The following is an 18794-nucleotide window of genomic DNA, read 5'->3' as shown; positions in this document are numbered from 1 at the left end:
TGCGCGATGGTTCAGGCGCCGCGAATCGCGACTTCAGGAGGCCGAGTGGAGGTGCCTGGAGGGGCCTGGCGCGCAGCGACCTTCGGCGTAGCCGAAGTCGCGAGATGTAGACTTGCGTAGCAAGTCGGAGGCCGCGAAGCCCCGGAAGGCACCGGAACGAGGGAACCCCGGAGCGCAGCGTAGGGGGCATGCGGTCTGGCGCTGGCCTGGCAAGGGCAATAGCCTGCGCGCATCGCGACAATAGCGAACGGTGGTTGTTCTGAATCCTGCGAAGTAGGACAATTATCGGCTTCTCGTCACAACCAGCGACCTTGCATGGCCTTTCTTGCACTTGGTATCAACCATAAGACTGCCTCGGTAGACGTACGCGAGCGCGTGGCGTTTACGCCAGAGCAGCTGGTCGATGCCCTGCAGCAGCTCTGCCGACTGACCGCCAGCCGCGAGGCGGCGATCCTGTCGACCTGCAACCGTAGCGAACTCTATATAGAGCAGGACCACCTGGCCGCCGACGCCGTGCTGCAATGGCTGGCCGAATATCACCAACTGAGCCTCGACGAGCTGCGCGCCAGCGCCTACATCCACGAAGACCACGACGCCGTGAAGCACATGATGCGCGTGGCCTCGGGCCTGGACTCGCTGGTGCTCGGCGAGCCGCAGATCCTCGGCCAGATGAAATCGGCCTACGCCGTGGCCCGCGAAGCCGGGACCATCGGCCCCTTGCTGGGCCGCCTGTTCCAGGCCACCTTCAGCGCCGCCAAGCAAGTGCGCACCGACACCGCCATCGGCGAGAACCCCGTGTCGGTGGCGTTCGCCGCAGTCAGCCTGGCCAAGCAGATCTTCAGCGACCTGGGCCGCAGCCAAGCCCTGCTGATCGGCGCTGGCGAGACCATCACCCTGGTCGCCCGCCACCTGCACGAGCAAGGCGTGCGCCGCATCGTCGTCGCCAATCGCACCCTGGAGCGGGCCAGCACCCTGGCCGAACAGTTCGGTGCCCATGCCGTGCTGCTGTCCGACATCCCCCAGGAACTGGCCAACAGCGATATCGTCATCAGCTCCACCGCCAGCCAACTGCCGATCCTCGGCAAGGGCGCGGTAGAAAGCGCCCTGAAGCAGCGCCGGCACAAGCCGATCTTCATGGTCGACATCGCCGTGCCACGGGATATCGAGCCACAGGTCGGTGAGCTGGACGACGTCTACCTGTACACCGTCGACGACCTGCACGAAGTGGTCGCGGAAAACCTCAAGAGCCGCCAGGGCGCCGCCCAGGCCGCCGAAGAGCTGGTCTCGGTGGGCGCCCAGGACTTCATGGCGCGCCTGCGCGAACTGGCCGCGGTCGACGTGCTCAAGGCCTACCGCCAACAGAGCGAGCGCCTGCGCGACGAAGAACTGCAGAAGGCCCAGCGCCTGCTGGCCAACGGCGGCAACCCGGAAGATGTGCTGGCGCAACTGGCCCGGGGCCTGACCAACAAACTGTTGCACGCACCCAGCGTGCAACTGAAAAAGCTCTCGGCCGAGGGGCGCGTCGATGCGCTGGCCATGGCCCAGGAACTCTTTGCCCTCAACGAGGGCTCCACGGACAAGACCCCGCAATGAAAGCGTCGCTGCTGAAAAAACTGGAGACCCTCCAGGATCGCTTCGAGGAACTCACCGCCCTGCTGGGCGATGCCGAAGTCATTTCCGACCAGACCCGCTTTCGCGCCTATTCCCGCGAATATGCCGAAGTCGAACCGGTGATCGCTGCCTACAAGGAGTGGAGCAAGGTCCAGGACGACCTCGAAGGTGCCCAGGCGCTGCTCAAGGACAGCGACCCCGACCTGCGCGAGATGGCCGTGGAGGAAGTGCGCGAGGCCAAGGAGCAACTGGTCGGCCTGGAGTCCCAACTGCAGCGCATGCTGCTGCCCAAGGACCCCAACGACGGGCGCAACGTGTTCCTCGAGATCCGTGCCGGCACCGGCGGCGACGAGGCGGCGATTTTTTCGGGCGACCTGTTCCGCATGTATTCGCGCTACGCCGAGAAGCGCGGCTGGCGCCTGGAGATCCTCTCTGAGAACGAAGGCGAGCATGGCGGCTACAAGGAGATCATCGCCCGGGTCGAGGGCGACAGCGTCTATGGCAAGCTCAAGTTCGAGTCTGGCGCGCACCGTGTGCAACGGGTACCGGAAACCGAATCCCAGGGTCGCATCCATACCTCGGCCTGCACCGTGGCGGTGCTGCCCGAGCCGGACGAGCAAGTGGCGGTGGAGATCAACCCGGCCGACCTGCGCATCGACACCTACCGCGCCTCGGGCGCCGGTGGTCAGCACGTCAACAAGACCGACTCGGCGATCCGCATCACCCATCTGCCCACCGGCATCGTGGTCGAATGCCAGGAAGAACGCTCCCAGCACAAGAACCGTGCCCGCGCCATGGCCTGGCTGTCGGCCAAGCTCAACGACATGCAGACCAGCGCCCAGCAGAACGCCATCGCCAGCGAGCGCAAGCTGCTGGTCGGCTCGGGCGACCGCTCCGAGCGCATCCGCACCTACAACTATCCACAGGGCCGGGTCACCGATCACCGTATCAACCTGACCCTGTACTCCCTCGACGAGGTCCTGGCCGGTGGCGTCGATGCCGTGATCGAACCCTTGCTGGCCGAATACCAGGCCGATCAACTGGCCGCCCTGGGAGACTGAATGACCATCATCGCCAGCCTGCTGCGCAACGCGCAGTTGCCGGATTCCCCGACCCCGCGCCTGGACGCCGAGCTGTTGCTGGCGGCTGCCCTGGGCAAGTCGCGCAGCTACCTGCACACCTGGCCCGAGCGGATCGTCAGCAGCGAGGCGGCCGAGACTTTCGCCGGCTACCTGGAGCGCCGCCGAGCCGGTGAGCCGGTGGCCTACATCCTGGGGCAACAGGGCTTCTGGAAGCTCGACCTGGAAGTGGCGCCGCACACCCTGATCCCACGCCCGGAGACCGAGCTGCTGGTGGAGGTGGCCCTGCAATTGCTGCCCGTCACGCCGGCACGGGTGCTCGACCTGGGCACCGGCACCGGCGCCATCGCCCTGGCCCTGGCCAGCGAGCGCCCGGCCTGGCAGGTGACGGCGGTGGATCGGGTCGAGCAGGCCGTGGCCCTGGCCGAGCGCAACCGCCTGCGTCTTGGCCTGGGCAATGTCCAGGTACGCGCCAGCCACTGGTTCGACAGCCTGGCGGGTGAGCGCTTCGAGCTGATCCTGAGTAACCCGCCCTACATCGCCGCCGAGGATCCGCACCTGGCGGCCGGTGACGTGCGCTTCGAGCCGAGCAGTGCGCTGGTGGCGGGGCAGGATGGCCTGGACGACCTGCGGGCGATCATCGCCCAGGCGCCGCAGCACCTGCAGCCTGGCGGCTGGCTGCTGCTCGAACACGGTTACGACCAGGCTGCGGCGGTGCGCGAGCTGTTGGCTGGCCATGGTTTCACCCGCGTGGCCAGTCGCCTGGACCTGGCCGGTCATGAACGTATCTCCCTGGGGTGCCTGCCATGCTGAGTGATCAGGAACTGTTGCGCTACAGCCGGCAAATCCTGCTGGCCCAGGTGGATATCGACGGCCAATTGCGCCTCAAGCAGGGCAAGGCGCTGGTGGTCGGCCTCGGTGGGCTGGGCTCGCCGGTGGCACTGTACCTGGCGGCGGCGGGTGTCGGTGAACTGCACCTGGCCGATTTCGACACGGTCGACCTGACCAACCTGCAACGCCAGATCATTCATGACAGCGCCAGCGTCGGCATGAGCAAAGTGGATTCGGCGCTCCAGCGCCTGCAGGCGATCAACCCCGAGGTGAGGCTGGTCGCCCATCGCCAGGCCCTGGACGAGGATTCGCTGGCGGCTGCCGTGGCGGCGGTCGACCTGGTGTTGGATTGCTCCGACAATTTCGCCACCCGCGAGGCGGTCAATGCCGCCTGCGTCGGCGTAGGCAAGCCGCTGGTCAGCGGGGCGGCGATCCGCCTCGAGGGGCAGTTGTCGGTGTTCGACCCGCGCCGTGACGACAGCCCCTGCTACCACTGCCTGTATGGCCATGGCAGCGAAGCCGAGCTGACCTGCAGCGAAGCCGGCGTGCTCGGGCCGCTGGTGGGGCTGGTGGGCAGCCTGCAGGCGCTGGAGGCGCTCAAGCTCCTGGCCGGCTTCGGCGAGCCGCTGGTAGGACGCCTGCTGCTGATCGATGCCCTCGGCACGCGCATGCGCGAACTGCGGGTCAAGCGCGATCCGGCCTGTACCGTCTGTGGCGGCCGGCATGGCTGAACGCTCGGCGCCGGTCGGGGTGATGGACTCGGGGGTCGGCGGCCTGTCGGTGCTGGCCGAGATCCAGCGCCTGCTACCCAACGAGTCGCTGTTGTATGTCGCCGATAGCGGCCATGTGCCCTACGGCGAGAAGTCGCCCGACTACATCCGTGAGCGTTTGCGGCGCATCGCCGGGTTCTTCCACGAGCGAGGTGCCAAGGCCATGGTCCTGGCCTGCAACACCGCCACCGTGGCGGCTGTCGCCGATCTGCGCGAGTTGTACCCGGGGTGGCCATTGGTGGGCATGGAGCCTGCGGTCAAGCCGGCGGCGGCGGCGACCCGCTCCGGCGTGGTCGGCGTGCTGGCCACCACCGGCACCTTGCAAAGCGCCAAGTTCGCTGCCTTGCTCGACCGCTTCGCCAGCGACGTGCGGGTGGTCACCCAGCCCTGCCCGGGCCTGGTCGAATGCATCGAGGCGGGCGATCTCGGCAGCCCACGGTTGCGCGAGCTGCTGCGAGGCTATGTGCAGCCCTTGCTGGCCGCGGGCTGCGACACCCTGATCCTTGGCTGCACCCACTATCCTTTCCTGCGCCCGTTGCTGGCTGGCATGGTGCCGGCGGACGTGGCCATCATCGATACCGGCGCCGCCGTGGCGCGGCAGTTGCAGCGCCTGCTTGGGGCGCACGACCTGCTGGCCGAAGGGCCAGCGCGGGATACGGCGTTCTGGACCAGTGCCGATCCTGAATCTCTGAAAAAGATCCTACCTGTGCTGTGGCATAAGTCCGACAGTGTGCAAAGCTTTCCGCTATAGCTAAACGCAAGAAGCCGCGTTTCAAGCTGAACTATCGTACTACTGCCGATTTCTACCGATTTGCCTGCGATGACGGGCGAACACCAACGACAGCATCAGGAAGAAGGATGTCTCTCATGAAGAAACGGCTTGGCTTGGCGGCGCTTGCCGCTTTGACTTTGGGGCAGGGGTTGTTGGCGCAGGCCGCCGACATTTCGTTTTCGGTGGGGCAGAGCGGTGACTCCACCATGGTCTACCGGTTGGGGATGCAGTCGAACTGGGATGCCAGCTGGTGGCAGACCAGTGTAGGGCGGCTGACAGGCTATTGGGATGGGGCCTACACGTATTGGGATGGGGACGACACCGCCAGCAATCACAGCCTTTCATTCGCCCCGGTGTTCGTCTACGAGTTCGCCGGCGAGTCGGTCAAACCCTACATCGAGGCCGGTATCGGCGTCGCCGTGTTCTCCAGCACCGAGCTGGAGAGTAACCAGCTGGGCTCGGCCTTCCAGTTCGAGGACCGCATCGGCGTCGGCCTGCGTTTCGCCGGTGGGCATGAGGTCGGTATCCGTGCCATCCACTACTCCAACGCTGGTATCAAGCAACCCAACGACGGTGTCGAGAGCTACGCCTTGCACTACCGCATGCCGCTTTGACCCTGGCGGCCACCCTGGTCGAGGGTGGCCGACCGCTTCTCAATGGGGCAGGGGCCACAGGCTGTTCAGGCTCAGTGCCTCCAGCACCAGTTCCGGTTCCCGTTGTGGCAGACGCTGCAGCAGTGCCTGGGCAGCGCGGTATGGCGTCCATTGCTCGGGGATGGCCCGGGCCGGAGTTACCGGTGTCGTCAGCGACTGTGGCGCCACCATGGCCAGGTCGATGCCGAGAGCGTGTAGGGTCTGGCGTTGTTCGCGGAACCACTGTGGCAGGTTGTTGACCCCGCTTGGCGGCTGGGCGGGGTCGTGCAGTTGCAATGTGGTGCAGGGGCTGAAGATCGCCATGACCTGGGGCGCATCGCCCTTGACCAGCAAGGGCAGGGCGCCGGCCAGGCAGTGCTCGCTGGCAAGCAGGTTGCTCGTGACGATCGCTTCGAACAGTTCGTCGGACGCCTGCGCCTGCGGCAGGTAGTCGCAGCTACCGGCGTTGACGATCAAGCCGTCCAGCGTGCCCCACTCCGCCTGCAGGCGCGCCGCGGCGAGGTGGGCCTGGGCGGCGTCATGCAGGGGGGCGGGCAGGCGTAGCAGTTGTCCTGGATGATGCGCCTCGAGGTCATCCAGCTCTCGGCACGGCTTGCCACTCGTGGCGACGTGGCAGCCCTGTTCGAGCAACCCTTGCACCAAGGCCAGGCCGAGCCCGTTGGTTGCCCCTGTTACCCAGAAACGACGCAAGTTTCTCAAGATTCAACCCTCTGATCCTGCCAGCCGGACAGGCCCTTGAAGGCTGCCAATGCCCGCTGGCGACTGCTGCTGAGATCTACGATCGGACTGTGGTAGAAACGTGTAGCAATAAAGTCGGCAGATTTCATCGGTTCATGAATGAATTTTTCATCCAAACCCTGAAGCTCCGGCAGCCATTGGCGAAGGAAGTTCCCGCCTGGGTCGAAACGTTGTGATTGAGTGATCGGATTGAACAGGCGGAAGTATGGCACCGCATCGGTTCCGCTGGAGGCGCTCCACTGCCAACCGCCATTGTTGGCGGCCAGGTCGCCATCGATCAGGTGACGCATGAAATGGCGCTCGCCGTGGCGCCAGTCGATCAGCAGGTTCTTGCTCAGGAACATGGCGACGATCATGCGCAGGCGGTTGTGCATCCAGCCGGTGTGCAGCAACTGGCGCATGGCCGCATCGATGATCGGAAAGCCCGTACGGCCTTCGGCCCAGGCCTCGAAGTCATCGGGGGCGTCGCGCCAGGGGAGGGCGTCGGTGTGGGCGCGGAAGGCCCGGTGCCGACAGACCTGTGGATAACCTACCAGGATGTGCTTGTAGAACTCTCGCCATAGCAGCTCGTCGAGCCAGGCTTGCACGCCGCTGCTGCCACTGTCGAACGCCCCGCCGTTGGCGTTCAGGGCTGCATGCAGGCATTGCCGTGGCGAAATCACCCCGGCGGTCAGGTAGGGCGAGAGTTGGCTGGTACCGGCCTTGGCCGGCAGGTCGCGCAGGTGTGGGTAGTCCTCGACGGTTTCATCGAGGAATCGGGACAGCCGGCGCCGTGCTTCGGACTCCCCGGCACCCCAGTGCGCGATCAATGCCGTTGGCGGGGTGTCGAAACCCTCGATACGCGTGGGCACGGGGTCGCTGGCGATGCCCAGCGGCGCCTGCGGCCGGGCTGGGGCGGCCAGGCTCGGCAGGTTGCGGTGCAGGTGCTCCAGGCAGGCCTTCCTGAACTGGCCGAATACCTGGAAACATTGGCCGTTGCGGGTCGTGATGCTGCCGGGGCGAAACAATGTCTGGGCCAGGTAAGCATGGCTGGCGATTCCGGCACTGGCCAGCAGGGCCCGGGTCGCCGCGTCGCGTCGCTGTTCATTGACCCCGTATTCCTCGTTCCAGTGCACGGCCCCGACAGAGTACTGGCGGCAGACGCCGAGCAGGGCTCCGGGGGCTTCGCTCCATAGGCTGGCCTGGCGAATCAGCAGCGGGATACCGAGCGCTTCCAGCGAGTGGCGCAGCTCGCGCAGGTTACGCAGCCAGAAGTCGACCTTGCACGTGGCATCGTCATGGGCCTGCCATTGACCGGGGCTGACCAGCCACACGGCGAGGGTAGGCCCGTGCGCGCAGGCGGCGCTCAGGGCGGTGTTGTCGGCGATACGCAGGTCACTGCGCAGCCAGATCAGCTGCAGGTTGGGTTTCATCCTTGGCTCGTGGGTCACTGTGAGTGCTGCAAAGACGCAGGCCTTGCATGGGGCTCGTTGCGTGCGCCCAGGCGTATCCCGATACTGTCAGAAGACTTGTACTGAAATATTTTGTGTATAACGTTATAGGCCAATTAATGTAGCCAAAAACTTACGCAAGATGATTTTCTTGTATAGGTTTGCGCGCCATCAATCAAGGTGTTCCAGCAACCGCCGTGCAGCTTCCTGGCCACTGAGCCAAGCGCCCTCGACGCGGCCAGACAGGCACCAGTCGCCGCAGGCATACAGCCCCTGGTCGGCGTCAGCCAGGGCGCCCCACTCGTGGTTGCTCGCCGGGCGCGCATACAGCCAGCGGTGCGCCAGGGCGAAGTTCGGCGCAGGGACCACGCAGCCGACCAATTCGGCGAACTCTCCCCACAGCTGTTCGATGACATCTTCCTTGGGCAGGTCGAGGTGATGCTTGCTCCAGCCCGAGGTGGCGTGCAGTACCCAGGTGTCGAGCTGTTCGTCGCGCCCGGGCTTGCTGCGGTTGCGGGCCAGCCAGTCGAGCGGGTTGTCCTGCACGAAGCAGCCTTGCATGGGGGTGTCGAGGGCGGTCTGGAAGGCCAGGGCCACGGCCCAGGTCGGTTCCATCTGCACCCCGGCGGCGACGGCGGCGAGCTTGGGCGTGCTGGCCAGCAAAGGGGTGGCCTGCGGCGCGGGCACGGCGATCACCACGCGGCTGAACGGGCCATGGCTGCAGCCCTCGGTGTCCTGCAGGTGCCAGTACTGCTTGCCGCGAAAGACTTCGGCGATGCGGCAGCCGAAATTCACCGTGACGTCCTTGAGCAGCCCACGGGTGATGGCGCTCATGCGGGGCACGCCAACCCAGCGCGTCTGTTCGTCGGGCGAAGGCGTCAGCTCGCCGTCGCGGTAGTTGTACAGCTGGGGTTTCCACTGTTCGGCCCAGCCGGCGGCGACCCATTGCTGGACCTGCTCGACGAAGCGCCGGTCGCGCGCGGTGAAATACTGGGCACCCAAGTCCAGCGCACCGGCCTCGCTACGCTTGCTGGCCATGCGTCCGCCGCTGCCATGGCCCTTGTCGAACAGGTGGACGGTCTGCCCGGCCTTTTGCAGGGCCTGTGCGGCGGAAAGACCGGCGATCCCGGCTCCGATGATGGCGATAGGTACTGTCATGATGGCCTCTTCGAACCTTGCTGGAAGCAGACTACGCTGTCAGGCAAACCTGTACAATGCACCACTTTTGTATAAGGTTATTCCGCTCGATAGGACAGGTTGGCCTATGTTTATCCGAGAGCGTTCGGTCAAAAAAGTGCCTTGTTCTTAAAAATAGACCACGGCCGCAGACTGCGAGGATACAGCCATGCATATATTGCTGACCGGCGGTACTGGCTTGATCGGCCAGCATCTCTGCCAGTTCTGGCGCGGCCAGGGCCATCGCCTGACCGTGTGGAGCCGACGTCCGGAGCAGGTGCCCAAGCTGTGTGGTACAGGTGTGCGCGGCATCGCCCAACTGGAGGAACTGGCGCCGGACGACGCCGTGGACGCGGTGATCAATCTCGCCGGCGCGCCTATCGCCGATCGGCCCTGGACCGCGGCGCGGCGAACGTTGCTCTGGGCCAGCCGTATCACCCTCACCGAGCGCCTGGTGGCCTGGTTGGAAAGCCGCGAACAGCGCCCCGAGGTGCTGATCTCTGGCTCAGCCGTGGGCTGGTACGGCGACGGTGGCGAGCGTGAGCTGACCGAGGCGTCGCCGCCGGTGAAGGAGGATTTCGCCAGCCAGTTGTGCATTGCCTGGGAAGAAACCGCGCAACGTGCGCAAGCGCTCGGTATCCGCGTGGTACTGGTACGTACCGGGCTGGTACTGGCCAGCGATGGCGGCTTTTTGTCGCGCCTGCGCCTGCCGTTCAAGCTGGGGCTGGGCGGGCCCTTGGGTGACGGTCGGCAGTGGATGCCGTGGGTTCATATAGAAGACCAGGTCGCCCTGATTGATTTTCTCTTGCAGCACAAGGACGCCAGCGGTCCTTATAATGCCTGCGCACCGGAACCTGTGCGCAACCGCGAATTCGCCAAGCGCCTGGGGCGGGCCTTGCACCGGCCGGCCTTCCTGCCGGTGCCGGCGCCGTTGCTCAAGGCCGGCCTGGGCGAGCTGTCGACCCTGTTGCTCGGCGGCCAGCGCGCCCGCCCGGTGCGCTTGCTGGCGGCGGGCTTCACGTTCCGCTTCAACGATCTGCAATCGGCCCTGGGCAACCTGTCCAGTCGCCTCTGACATAGGACGCTGCATGACCGATCACGCCCTGCTGCTGGTCAACCTGGGTTCACCGGCCTCCACTTCTGTGGCCGACGTACGCCGTTACCTCAACCAGTTCCTCATGGACCCCTACGTGATCGACCTGCCCTGGCCTGTGCGGCGTCTGCTGGTGTCGCTGATCCTGGTCAAGCGCCCGGAGCAGTCGGCCCATGCCTATGCCTCGATCTGGTGGGACGAGGGTTCGCCCCTGGTGGTGTTGACCCGGCGCCTGCAGGCGGCCATGGCCGAGCATTGGCCCCATGGCCCGGTGGAGATCGCCATGCGTTATGGCGAGCCGGCCCTGCCCGAGGTGCTCGAGCGCTTGGCGGCCCAGGGTGTGCGCAAGGTGACCCTGGCGCCGCTCTATCCACAATTCGCCGACAGCACCGTGACCACGGTGGTGGAGCTTGCGAAAAAGACCATTGCCGAGCGTCAGCTGTCGCTGCAGATGCGCGTGCTGCAGCCGTTCTATGACCAGCCCTGCTATATCGACGCCCTGGCGACCAGCGCCAGGCCTTACCTGGAGCAGGGTTACGATCACCTGCTGCTGAGTTTCCACGGCTTGCCCGAGCGCCACCTGAAGAAGCTCGACCCGAGCGGCAAGCATGACTTCCAGGCGCCCGATTGCTGCAAGGACGCCAGCGCCGAGATGCGTGCGGTGTGCTATCGCGGGCAGTGCCTGGCCACTGCCAAGGCGTTCGCGGCGAAGATGGGGATCCCCGATGGCAAGTGGTCGGTGTCGTTCCAGTCGCGCCTGGGCCGCGCCAAGTGGATCGAGCCCTATACCGAGACGCGTCTGGACGAGTTGGGCAAGGCTGGGGTGAAGAAGTTGCTGGTGATGTGCCCGGCTTTCGTTGCCGATTGCATCGAGACGCTGGAGGAGATTGGCCTGCGTGGCCGCGAGCAGTTCGTCGAGGCGGGGGGAGAGGAGTTGGTACTGGTGCCTTGCCTGAACGATCACCCGGAATGGGCGAGGGTGTTGGCGGGGATGTGCGAGGCTGCCTGAGTTCCAGGCTGCCGATCCTAGACTTTTACCACCGCCATTGGGGCCGCGATGCGGCCCCAGCATTGCCTGCCCTGGCGATCAGGGCAACTGATCGTCCAGCTTCTTGTGCTTCCAGCTGTCGTTGCCCGGCAGGATCAGGTTCAGGGCAATCGCCACCACGGCGCACAAGGCGATGCCTTTCAGGCCCCAGTCGTCCGGGCCGTCGCCGCTGCCGATCAGCACGCCGCCGATACCGAACACCAGGGTGACCGAGACGATCACCAGGTTGCGCGCTTCGGCCAGGTCGATCTTGTGGCGGATCATGGTGTTCATGCCCACCGCGGCGATCGAGCCGAACAGCAGGCAGAGGATACCGCCCATCACCGGTACCGGAATGCTCTGCAGCAAGGCGCCGAACTTGCCGATGAACGCCAGGGCGATGGCGAAGATCGCCGCCCAGGTCATGATCTTCGGGTTGTAGTTCTTGGTCAGCATCACCGCGCCGGTCACTTCGGCATAGGTGGTGTTGGGCGGCCCGCCGAACAGGCCGGCTGCGGTGGTGGCCAGGCCATCGCCGAACAGGGTGCGGTGCAGGCCGGGCTTTTTCAGGTAGTCGCGGCCGGTCACGCTGCCTACCGCGATCACCCCGCCGATGTGCTCGATCGCCGGGGCCAGGGCCACCGGGACGATGAACAGGATCGCCTGCCAGTTAAATTCCGGGGCGGTGAACTTCGGCAGCTCCAGCCAGGGCGCGGCGGCGATCCTGGCGGTATCGACCACGCCGAAGGCGAACGACAGGGCAAAACCCACCAGCACACCAGCGATGATCGGCACCAGGCGGAAGATGCCCCTGCCGAACACGGCGACGATCAGCGTGGTCAGCAGCGCCGGCATGGAAATCAGCATGGCGGTCTGGTATGGCACCAGTACGCTGCCGTCACCGGCCTTGCCCATGGCCATGTTGGCAGCGATCGGCGCCATGGCCAGGCCAATGGAGATGATCACCGGGCCGATCACCACCGGCGGCAGCATGCGGTCGATGAAGCCGGTGCCTTTGATCTTCACCATCAGGCCCATGAAGGTGTAGACGAAACCGGCCGCCATCACACCGCCCATGGTGGCGGCCAGGCCGAACTGCCCCTTGGCGAGGATGATCGGGGTGATGAAGGCAAAGCTCGAGGCCAGGAACACCGGGACCTGGCGGCCAGTGACCAGTTGGAACAGCAGGGTGCCGAGGCCGGCGGTGAACAGCGCCACGTTGGGGTCCAGGCCGGTGATCAGCGGCATCAGCACCAGCGCGCCGAATGCCACGAAGAGCATCTGCGCGCCCGAGACGACCTGGCGCCAGAGCGGGTCGTTGAAGCCGTCCTGCATGGTCAGGCGTCCTTCTGCTTGGTGCCGAAGATCTTGTCGCCGGCATCGCCCAGGCCGGGGATGATGTAGCCATCGTCGTTCAGGCGCTGGTCGATCGATGCGGTGTAGATCCGCACGTCCGGGTGGGCCTTTTCGACGGCCTCGATGCCTTCCGGCGCAGCCACCAGGACCATGGCGCGAATGTCGCGGCAACCGGCCTTCTTCAACAGGTCGATGGTGGCGACCATGGAGCCGCCGGTGGCCAGCATCGGGTCGATGATCAGCGCCAGGCGCTGGTCGATTTCCGGGGCGAGCTTTTCCAGGTAGGTGTGGGCTTCGAGGGTTTCTTCGTTGCGTGCGACACCCACGGCGCTGACCTTGGCGCCGGGGATCAGGCTGAGCACGCCGTCGAGCATGCCGATGCCGGCGCGCAGGATGGGCACGACGGTGATCTTCTTGCCGGCGATCTTCTCGACCTGCACCTTGCCGCACCAGCCGTCGATTGCGTAGGTTTCCAGCGGCAGGTCCTGGGTGGCTTCGTAGGTCAGGAGGGCGCCGACTTCCTGGGCGAGTTCGCGGAAATTCTTGGTGCTGATGTCGGCACGGCGCATCAGGCCGAGCTTGTGGCGGATCAGCGGATGGCGGATCTCACGAGTAGGCATGGGGGAGGGCTCCGGGAGGCGGGCAAAAAAACCGCGCTAGATTAATCTATTCAGCCTTGGCTGTCGTGCAGTCATTCAGCACGTTAGTCCATAAATGCTTGATCTGTGCCGAGCGGATGCGTACCTTTGCCCGCTTTTCCGATTCCGAGCCCCTGGAGAGCGCCATGTCCGCCGATCTCGAGCATATCCGCCAAGTCATGCACGAGGCTGACTGCCTGTACAACGAAGCCGAGGTCGAGGCGGCCATCGCCAAGGTCGGCAAGCAGATCTGCCAGGATCTGCACGACAAGAACCCGGTGGTCTTCTGCGTGATGAACGGCGGGCTGATCTTCGCCGGCAAGCTGCTGACCCACCTGCAGTTCCCGCTGGAGGCCTCCTACCTGCACGCCTCGCGCTACCGCAACCAGACCAGCGGCGGCGAGCTGTTCTGGAAAGCCAAGCCGGAGATCTCGTTCATCGATCGCGACGTGCTGATCGTCGACGACATCCTCGACGAAGGCCATACCCTCAACGCCATCATCGATTTCTGCAAGCACGCCGGCGCGCGCTCGGTGCACACCGCCGTGCTGATCGACAAGGAGCACGACCGCAAGGCCAGCCCGGACCTCAAGGCCAACTATGTGGGCCTGCCCTGCATCGATCGCTACATCTTCGGCTACGGCATGGACTACAAAGGTTACTGGCGCAACGCCAACGGCATCTTCGCGGTCAAGGGCCTGTAGGCTGCACGGGCCTGCCTCTGAGGGGGGCGAGCGGGGGGCGGGCCGCGATAGCCAACAGGGCATGCTAGAGTGCCTCCTCATGCCAAGGAGCCTCACATGCGTGCGATTTTCCCCCTCTTGCTGGCGGTGAGCCTGCCGCTGTCCGCTGCACCGTTGCACAGCCAGTTCCTCCCGCCTGACGACCTGTCCCTGCGCCAGGAAGGGCCGACAGCCCAACAGCTGCTGCAGGTCACCGACTATTCGGTGGTGGCCGGCATCCAGCGCCAGTCCGACCAGCAACCGATTCCGATCACCTCCTCGCTGCTGCTACGCCTCAAAGGCAAGCCGCTGAGCAAGGGCGCGACCATCGCCCAGGTGCTGGTCAACTTCGACGGCGAAGGCGGCAAGAGCCTGAAGAAGCCGGTCTACGATCCGAAGAAGCGGACCCTGACCCTGAACTACCCCCTTGCCGATTACCGGGTGATCATGGACCTTTTGCGCAACGAGACGTTGTACGTGCAGTTCCTCAGCTACCCCAACGGCCATGTCTGGGCCGACCTGCATACCGGTACCGTACGTACGCGTTGAGGCACGTGGGCCGTGGGGGGTACACTGCCGGCCTTCGAAATGTCCGTGATGGTCCAGTTGGGAGTCGGCGATGCGTAAAGACAAGAAACAGGTGATTGGTGACGAGATCAGCGACGAGTACGTCAAGACGTTCCTGCGGTTCGAGCCGGCCGACGGGGTGACCTCGCCGTCGCTGCACAAGCTGGTCAAGGCCTACCGTGGCCTGCGTGTCGATGACTTCGAGCGGTTCGTGGGTTTCTTCGTCGAGGCCGGCCTGGACTTGGACGGCAAGGACGAGCACGGCAAGACCTTCGTCGAGCTGATCGCCGACCAGCGTAACGCTGCCGAGTACATCGCGATCATCGACAACGCCCGCGGTTGATGTAGCCAGCATTCAGCAGGGCGGCTTTGCAGCCCCGGATGTGACTGAACGCCGGACCGCCAGGCATGAAAAAACGCCCCGAGGGGCGTTTTTTCATGGGCCGGTATCAGGCGTAGTGCTGGGCCGGGCTGCTCTCGACCAGTTCCAGTACTTCGTCGTTGTAGGCGCTGATCTTGCGGTACAGGGCTGCGTCGGTGGCGAGCACCTTCTCGCGGGCTGGGAAGATTTCCTTGAGCTTGGCGGCCCAGGCGCCCTTGGCCTGCTCGGGGAAGCAGCGCTCGATCAGCTCGAGCATGATCGATACGGTCACCGAGGCGCCCGGCGAGGCACCGAGCAGGGCGGCCAGGCTGCCGTCCTGGGCCGAGACCAGCTCGGTGCCGAACTGCAGGATGCCGCCTTTCTTCGGATCCTTCTTGATGATCTGCACGCGCTGGCCGGCCACTTCCAAGCGCCAGTCCTCGGCCTTGGCCTCGGGGTAGAAGCGGCGCAAGGCTTCCAGGCGCTGCTCCATCGACTGCATCACTTCGCTGACCAGGTACTTGGTCAGGTCCATGTTGTCGCGGGCCACGGCCAGCATCGGGCCGATGTTGCCCATGCGCACCGACAGCGGCAGGTCGAGCAGCGAGCCGTGCTTGAGGAACTTGGTGGTGAAGCCGGCATACGGGCCGAACAGCAGCGACTTCTTGCCGTCCACCACGCGGGTGTCCAGGTGTGGTACCGACATGGGGGGCGCACCGACCGCAGCCTGGCTGTAGACCTTGGCCTGGTGCAGCTTGACGATCTCGGGGTTGTCGCAGCGCAGCCACTGGCCGCTGACCGGGAAGCCGCCAAAGCCCTTGCTCTCCGGGATGCCGGACATCTGCAGCAGCGGCAGGGCCGCGCCACCGGCGCCGAGGAACACGAAGCGGGCGTCGACCTCACGGCTGCCGCCGCTGTTGACGTCCTTGATGCTGACGGTCCAGCCGCTGCCGTTACGGCGCAGGCCGACGACCTTCTTGCTGTACTTGACCTGGGTCTCGGGGCTGTCGCCCAGCAGTTTGAGCAGCTTGTTGGTCAGGGCGCCGAAGTTGACGTCGGTGCCCTTGAGCACGCGGGTGGCGGCGATGTGCTGGTCGGCCGGGCGGCCCGGCATCATCAGCGGCATCCACTCGTTCATCACGGCCTTGTCTTCGGTGTATTCCATCTCGGCGAAGGCGTGGTGCTGCTTGAGCAGTTCGAAGCGCTTCTTGAGGAAGGCGACACCCTTGTCACCCTCGACATAGCTCAGGTGCGGCACCGGGTTGATGAAGCCGCGCGGCGAGCCGAAGCTGCCTTTCTTGCTCAGGTAGGCCCAGAACTGGCGGGACACCTCGAACTGGGTATTGATGTGCACGGCCTTCTTGATGTCGATGCTGCCATCGGCGGCCTGGGGCGTATAGTTCAGCTCGCACAGGCCGGCGTGGCCGGTCCCGGCGTTGTTCCAGGGGTTGGAACTTTCCGCGGCACCGGAGTCCATCGCCTCGACGACCTCCAGCTTGAGCGTCGGGTCGAGTTCCTTGAGCAGTACGGCCAGGGTGGCACTCATGATGCCCGCGCCTACCAGTACCACATCAACCGATTCGTTCTGCGCCATTAACGCGTCTCCACAATCTACAGCACCTAATTGACAGCATAGGATTCCTGGGGTCGCCAGGATCGCCATGTCCGACTCTTCGCAGTTCTTGCAACTTCCGCGGACACCGCCAACCGGTCTTGGGGTTCGCCTATTGAACGCCCGGAACTGCCGGTGCGGCAATTCGACTTATGGTCAAGGTATCCGTCGTGCGTGATGGACCGGTTTCAGATACCCATCCAGGATGAGCACTGTTGCCGTCTGTTCGGAGCTGTTCGGGACGTATCTTGCGCTTTTGCACATGCCAGACTGTTCATTTGCTCGCCACACTCTTGTGAAGTTGTGAAAAACCCGTTTTTTCACGCTCTTTTGGAGACGTGAACCTCAAAAGGGACTGCGCGATGGCAACCCACAGGTTCATGCAAAGCGGAAGGCCGGGAAACAGCAGGCACGACAGCCGATGCAAGACCTGAGTGGAAGGCTCTCTGTGGGCGAAGCGGTAAAGGTGCCGGGGTCAAGCGGCGGGTGCGGGGCCCGATCAGGAGACGTCCTTATAATCGGGGGGAGATTATAACGAGGTCGCGGGCAGAAAGGTCGTTCTTCGTGGCTTTTTATTGCGGCATTTGTCAGGCCGGCAGGGTGCGTCGCTGCCAGCGATGGCTTGCGTGGGCGCAAACCCGGGCGTTGGCCGGCAGCGACTGGCCCAGCCAGACCAGCCGGGCTTCGCTGACCTGCACCCAGCCGCTGCCGAGCGGTGGCTGGCTGCACTGCTTGAAGGCCAGGCACTTGCCCTCGGCGTCGAGGCGCGCATAGGTGTTGTGGCGTGGGCGATGGAAAAGCAGGGTCCAGAGCGAGGCCATGGCGGGCGTCCTGTCAGGTCGGGTCTGGGGCAAGGATAGGGCTGGGGTATGAAACCCTTGTGACAGCGGCGGGGTGCGCCTTTTGGCGTGCCTGCTTTTTCTTGCCGCTTATCGCTTGCCGCCCGCCGCTGGGTATACTGTGGGCCTTTGCCGCATTTTCTGGAGAAACGCGCATGTTGCAACGTCTGTTGTTCGGTTTGATCGCGGTGGCCAGCCTCAGCCTGGTCGGTTGTGCCCACAGCCCGCAACAACTCAGCCCGCAACCCAAGCTCACCGCCCAGCTCAACCCGGTCGGCCATGGCCAGCCGGTGGTGGTCAAGGTGGTCGACGGGCGTGCCTCCCAGGCCCTGGGGACCCGCGGTGGCATGTATCCGGAGACCAGCACCATCAGCGTCAATGGCAACGACATCGTACCCAAGCTGCAGGCCCAGGCCGAGGCGGCGGTGCGCCTGCTCGGCTTCACCCCGACGCCGAACGCCTACAACGCCCCGCAGTTGACCGTGACCCTGGCCGAGCTGAAGTACCAGTCGCCCAAGGACAACCTGTACGTGACCGAGGCCACCATCGGCGCCACCTTCCGCGCCGATGTGTCCAACGCCAACCGTCGCTACAGCGGCCGCTACGGCGCGACCCTGGACCAGCGCTTCGGCATGGCGCCGAATCAGGAGACCAACACCAAGCTGGTGAGCGACGTGCTCAGCGATGCCCTGACTCGCCTGTTCAAGGACCCGACCATCGGCCAGGTGCTCGGCGAATAAACCTTTCGTCCCTCGTTATGAAAAAGCCCGCTGTCCGGATGGCTGGACAGCGGGCTTTTTCATGTAGGGTGCGTCAGGCGGCTTCGGTGTAGAAATCCAGCAGGCTGATGCCGGTCTGCACGTCGATTTCCGGGAGGTCCTGGTGGGCGTGGCCGCCGAGGGCGCAGTAGACCAGCCACTGGCGATCCTGGACATTGATGGCGAAGCCGTCGATCAGTGCCTGCTGTTCTTCGCTCTGGGCGACGAGGTAGAGGCGGTCCTGGTTTTCGGCGTGCAGCATGACAAGCTCCGGTGAGGGGAAAAGGCCGACAGGGTGGCTTGCCTGGATGACGAGCGTGTTACAGACAAAATTTAGTGACAGTTGGTCGCAAAAAACGGGCGCGCTAGTCGGGCTTGGGTAGAATGCCGGCTTTCGCTGTCGTTATTCCGAGGTTGCGTGATGTCCTTGCAAATGCTCTGGGGGTTCCTGGCCGCCCATCCGACCAAGCTGATCAACCTGCTGGCGCTGTTGATGACCTGCCCTGGCGGATTGCTGCTGCACAGTGCCCGTCGCCGCGAGATCGTGAGCCGTGAGAGCCTGGCCGCCGACGAAGGCGTGGTCGATGCCTTCGACCAGCGCGTGCCACGCTACTACTACATCCTCGGCTTTTCCTGCCTGGCCATGGCGTTGCTGTTGTCCTGGTTCAGCACCTGGGTCTGAGGGCGCGAGTAGGCGCTCCCTGGGCAAACGTAACGCCTTTGATTTAGCGGGAAACCTGCGGGGGCGGGGGCCGGTTAAG

21 protein-coding genes are annotated in these 18794 nt (G+C 64.8%); 13 read left to right on the top strand and 8 right to left on the bottom strand.

Annotation, left to right across the window (positions count from 1 at the left end):
- Window positions 1-315: 315 nt before the first annotated feature.
- The 6 genes from hemA (at window position 316) to ABFA30_RS19630 (ending at window position 5677) form a co-directional block, all read left to right on the top strand.
- On the top strand, window positions 316-1593 hold the full coding sequence (gene hemA, locus ABFA30_RS19655) for a glutamyl-tRNA reductase (protein WP_225788509.1): 1278 nt from the start codon (window positions 316-318) through the stop codon (window positions 1591-1593).
- Window positions 1590-2672, top strand: a complete 1083-nt coding sequence (gene prfA, locus ABFA30_RS19650) for a peptide chain release factor 1 (RefSeq protein ID WP_225788510.1) — start codon at window positions 1590-1592, stop codon at window positions 2670-2672. The genes hemA and prfA overlap by 4 nt, the downstream gene beginning before the upstream one ends.
- Window positions 2673-3503, top strand: coding sequence for a peptide chain release factor N(5)-glutamine methyltransferase (prmC, locus tag ABFA30_RS19645; protein ID WP_410045813.1), 831 nt, complete (start codon window positions 2673-2675; stop codon window positions 3501-3503). It abuts the gene before it with no gap.
- On the top strand, window positions 3497-4252 hold the full coding sequence (locus tag ABFA30_RS19640) for a molybdopterin-synthase adenylyltransferase MoeB (RefSeq protein ID WP_225788512.1): 756 nt from the start codon (window positions 3497-3499) through the stop codon (window positions 4250-4252). Before prmC ends, ABFA30_RS19640 begins: the two co-directional genes overlap by 7 nt.
- Entirely contained in the window at window positions 4245-5042 is a 798-nt protein-coding gene (gene murI, locus ABFA30_RS19635) for a glutamate racemase (RefSeq protein ID WP_368816544.1), read from the top strand. Before ABFA30_RS19640 ends, murI begins: the two co-directional genes overlap by 8 nt.
- Before the next feature lie 116 nt (window positions 5043-5158).
- The gene (locus ABFA30_RS19630; protein ID WP_225788514.1) at window positions 5159-5677 is read left to right on the top strand and encodes an acyloxyacyl hydrolase; all 519 of its coding nucleotides are present in this window, start codon (window positions 5159-5161) and stop codon (window positions 5675-5677) included.
- Between the two features lie 39 nt (window positions 5678-5716).
- On the opposite strand, the gene ABFA30_RS19625 is transcribed toward ABFA30_RS19630, so the two are convergent.
- The 3 genes from ABFA30_RS19625 to ABFA30_RS19615 form a co-directional block, all read right to left on the bottom strand.
- Window positions 5717-6415: an SDR family NAD(P)-dependent oxidoreductase gene (locus ABFA30_RS19625; protein ID WP_225788515.1), complete on the bottom strand. Its 699-nt coding sequence runs from the start codon at window positions 6413-6415 to the stop codon at window positions 5717-5719.
- Window positions 6412-7854, bottom strand: a complete 1443-nt coding sequence (gene phrB, locus ABFA30_RS19620; protein ID WP_410046057.1) for a deoxyribodipyrimidine photo-lyase — start codon at window positions 7852-7854, stop codon at window positions 6412-6414. Before phrB ends, ABFA30_RS19625 begins: the two co-directional genes overlap by 4 nt.
- Before the next feature lie 201 nt (window positions 7855-8055).
- Entirely contained in the window at window positions 8056-9042 is a 987-nt protein-coding gene (locus ABFA30_RS19615; RefSeq protein WP_225788516.1) for an NAD(P)/FAD-dependent oxidoreductase, read from the bottom strand.
- Window positions 9043-9229: 187 nt separating this feature from the next.
- Here ABFA30_RS19615 and ABFA30_RS19610 point away from each other — a divergent pair, with 187 nt between their 5' ends.
- Together ABFA30_RS19610 and hemH are read left to right on the top strand one after the other, a co-directional pair.
- On the top strand, window positions 9230-10135 hold the full coding sequence (locus ABFA30_RS19610) for a TIGR01777 family oxidoreductase (RefSeq protein ID WP_253081216.1): 906 nt from the start codon (window positions 9230-9232) through the stop codon (window positions 10133-10135).
- Between the two features lie 13 nt (window positions 10136-10148).
- The gene (gene hemH / locus ABFA30_RS19605; RefSeq protein WP_410045812.1) at window positions 10149-11162 is read left to right on the top strand and encodes a ferrochelatase; all 1014 of its coding nucleotides are present in this window, start codon (window positions 10149-10151) and stop codon (window positions 11160-11162) included.
- 78 nt (window positions 11163-11240) lie between these two features.
- On the opposite strand, the gene ABFA30_RS19600 is transcribed toward hemH, so the two are convergent.
- Together ABFA30_RS19600 and upp are read right to left on the bottom strand one after the other, a co-directional pair.
- Window positions 11241-12515 (bottom strand): uracil-xanthine permease family protein, encoded by a 1275-nt coding sequence (locus ABFA30_RS19600; RefSeq protein ID WP_225788519.1) that lies wholly within the window; start codon window positions 12513-12515, stop codon window positions 11241-11243.
- Between the two features lie 2 nt (window positions 12516-12517).
- Window positions 12518-13156, bottom strand: a complete 639-nt coding sequence (upp, locus tag ABFA30_RS19595; RefSeq protein WP_225788520.1) for a uracil phosphoribosyltransferase — start codon at window positions 13154-13156, stop codon at window positions 12518-12520.
- A gap of 164 nt (window positions 13157-13320) precedes the next feature.
- Here upp and ABFA30_RS19590 point away from each other — a divergent pair, with 164 nt between their 5' ends.
- The 3 genes from ABFA30_RS19590 (at window position 13321) to ABFA30_RS19580 (ending at window position 14806) form a co-directional block, all read left to right on the top strand.
- Window positions 13321-13878 carry a hypoxanthine-guanine phosphoribosyltransferase gene (locus ABFA30_RS19590; protein WP_253081213.1) on the top strand — a complete coding sequence of 186 codons (558 nt, stop codon included), beginning with the start codon at window positions 13321-13323 and terminating at the stop codon, window positions 13876-13878.
- A 96-nt stretch (window positions 13879-13974) separates the two neighbouring features.
- Window positions 13975-14445: a hypothetical protein gene (locus tag ABFA30_RS19585; protein ID WP_253081212.1), complete on the top strand. Its 471-nt coding sequence runs from the start codon at window positions 13975-13977 to the stop codon at window positions 14443-14445.
- A 70-nt stretch (window positions 14446-14515) separates the two neighbouring features.
- Entirely contained in the window at window positions 14516-14806 is a 291-nt protein-coding gene (locus ABFA30_RS19580; RefSeq protein ID WP_225788523.1) for a PA4642 family protein, read from the top strand.
- Between the two features lie 106 nt (window positions 14807-14912).
- On the opposite strand, the gene mqo is transcribed toward ABFA30_RS19580, so the two are convergent.
- Window positions 14913-16418 (bottom strand): malate dehydrogenase (quinone), encoded by a 1506-nt coding sequence (gene mqo, locus ABFA30_RS19575; RefSeq protein ID WP_225788524.1) that lies wholly within the window; start codon window positions 16416-16418, stop codon window positions 14913-14915.
- A 605-nt stretch (window positions 16419-17023) separates the two neighbouring features.
- A complete protein-coding gene (locus ABFA30_RS19570; RefSeq protein ID WP_253081211.1) occupies window positions 17024-17257 on the bottom strand; it encodes a hypothetical protein in 234 nt (77 codons plus the stop codon).
- Between the two features lie 173 nt (window positions 17258-17430).
- Here ABFA30_RS19570 and ABFA30_RS19565 point away from each other — a divergent pair, with 173 nt between their 5' ends.
- Complete coding sequence (locus ABFA30_RS19565) at window positions 17431-18015, top strand: YajG family lipoprotein (protein WP_225788526.1); 585 nt, start codon at window positions 17431-17433, stop codon at window positions 18013-18015.
- 73 nt (window positions 18016-18088) lie between these two features.
- On the opposite strand, the gene ABFA30_RS19560 is transcribed toward ABFA30_RS19565, so the two are convergent.
- Complete coding sequence (locus tag ABFA30_RS19560) at window positions 18089-18295, bottom strand: hypothetical protein (protein WP_225788527.1); 207 nt, start codon at window positions 18293-18295, stop codon at window positions 18089-18091.
- Between the two features lie 159 nt (window positions 18296-18454).
- On the opposite strand from ABFA30_RS19560, the gene ABFA30_RS19555 reads away from it, so the two are divergent.
- The gene (locus ABFA30_RS19555; RefSeq protein WP_225788528.1) at window positions 18455-18715 is read left to right on the top strand and encodes a hypothetical protein; all 261 of its coding nucleotides are present in this window, start codon (window positions 18455-18457) and stop codon (window positions 18713-18715) included.
- Window positions 18716-18794 lie beyond the last annotated feature (79 nt).

The sequence above is a fragment of the Pseudomonas sp. HLMP genome, assembly GCF_046365545.1.
Lineage (GTDB): Bacteria > Pseudomonadota > Gammaproteobacteria > Pseudomonadales > Pseudomonadaceae > Aquipseudomonas > Aquipseudomonas guariconensis_B.
This window is presented reverse-complemented; position numbering and strand designations above follow the sequence as displayed.

What these genes read in the sequence shown, in the direction of transcription:
- ABFA30_RS19565 (WP_225788526.1), top strand. Translation starts at nt 17,431, where the DNA reads ATGTTGCAACGTCTGTTGTTCGGTTTGATCGCGGTGGCCAGCCTCAGC.
- ABFA30_RS19640 (WP_225788512.1), top strand. Translation starts at nt 3,497, where the DNA reads ATGCTGAGTGATCAGGAACTGTTGCGCTACAGCCGGCAAATCCTGCTG.
- ABFA30_RS19630 (WP_225788514.1), top strand. Translation starts at nt 5,159, where the DNA reads ATGAAGAAACGGCTTGGCTTGGCGGCGCTTGCCGCTTTGACTTTGGGG.
- ABFA30_RS19560 (WP_225788527.1), bottom strand. Translation starts at nt 18,295, where the DNA reads ATGCTGCACGCCGAAAACCAGGACCGCCTCTACCTCGTCGCCCAGAGC.
- prmC (WP_410045813.1), top strand. Translation starts at nt 2,673, where the DNA reads ATGACCATCATCGCCAGCCTGCTGCGCAACGCGCAGTTGCCGGATTCC.
- murI (WP_368816544.1), top strand. Translation starts at nt 4,245, where the DNA reads ATGGCTGAACGCTCGGCGCCGGTCGGGGTGATGGACTCGGGGGTCGGC.
- prfA (WP_225788510.1), top strand. Translation starts at nt 1,590, where the DNA reads ATGAAAGCGTCGCTGCTGAAAAAACTGGAGACCCTCCAGGATCGCTTC.
- mqo (WP_225788524.1), bottom strand. Translation starts at nt 16,418, where the DNA reads ATGGCGCAGAACGAATCGGTTGATGTGGTACTGGTAGGCGCGGGCATC.
- hemA (WP_225788509.1), top strand. Translation starts at nt 316, where the DNA reads ATGGCCTTTCTTGCACTTGGTATCAACCATAAGACTGCCTCGGTAGAC.
- hemH (WP_410045812.1), top strand. Translation starts at nt 10,149, where the DNA reads ATGACCGATCACGCCCTGCTGCTGGTCAACCTGGGTTCACCGGCCTCC.
- ABFA30_RS19615 (WP_225788516.1), bottom strand. Translation starts at nt 9,042, where the DNA reads ATGACAGTACCTATCGCCATCATCGGAGCCGGGATCGCCGGTCTTTCC.
- ABFA30_RS19555 (WP_225788528.1), top strand. Translation starts at nt 18,455, where the DNA reads ATGTCCTTGCAAATGCTCTGGGGGTTCCTGGCCGCCCATCCGACCAAG.
- ABFA30_RS19585 (WP_253081212.1), top strand. Translation starts at nt 13,975, where the DNA reads ATGCGTGCGATTTTCCCCCTCTTGCTGGCGGTGAGCCTGCCGCTGTCC.
- ABFA30_RS19600 (WP_225788519.1), bottom strand. Translation starts at nt 12,515, where the DNA reads ATGCAGGACGGCTTCAACGACCCGCTCTGGCGCCAGGTCGTCTCGGGC.
- upp (WP_225788520.1), bottom strand. Translation starts at nt 13,156, where the DNA reads ATGCCTACTCGTGAGATCCGCCATCCGCTGATCCGCCACAAGCTCGGC.
- ABFA30_RS19590 (WP_253081213.1), top strand. Translation starts at nt 13,321, where the DNA reads ATGTCCGCCGATCTCGAGCATATCCGCCAAGTCATGCACGAGGCTGAC.
- ABFA30_RS19610 (WP_253081216.1), top strand. Translation starts at nt 9,230, where the DNA reads ATGCATATATTGCTGACCGGCGGTACTGGCTTGATCGGCCAGCATCTC.
- ABFA30_RS19580 (WP_225788523.1), top strand. Translation starts at nt 14,516, where the DNA reads ATGCGTAAAGACAAGAAACAGGTGATTGGTGACGAGATCAGCGACGAG.
- ABFA30_RS19570 (WP_253081211.1), bottom strand. Translation starts at nt 17,257, where the DNA reads ATGGCCTCGCTCTGGACCCTGCTTTTCCATCGCCCACGCCACAACACC.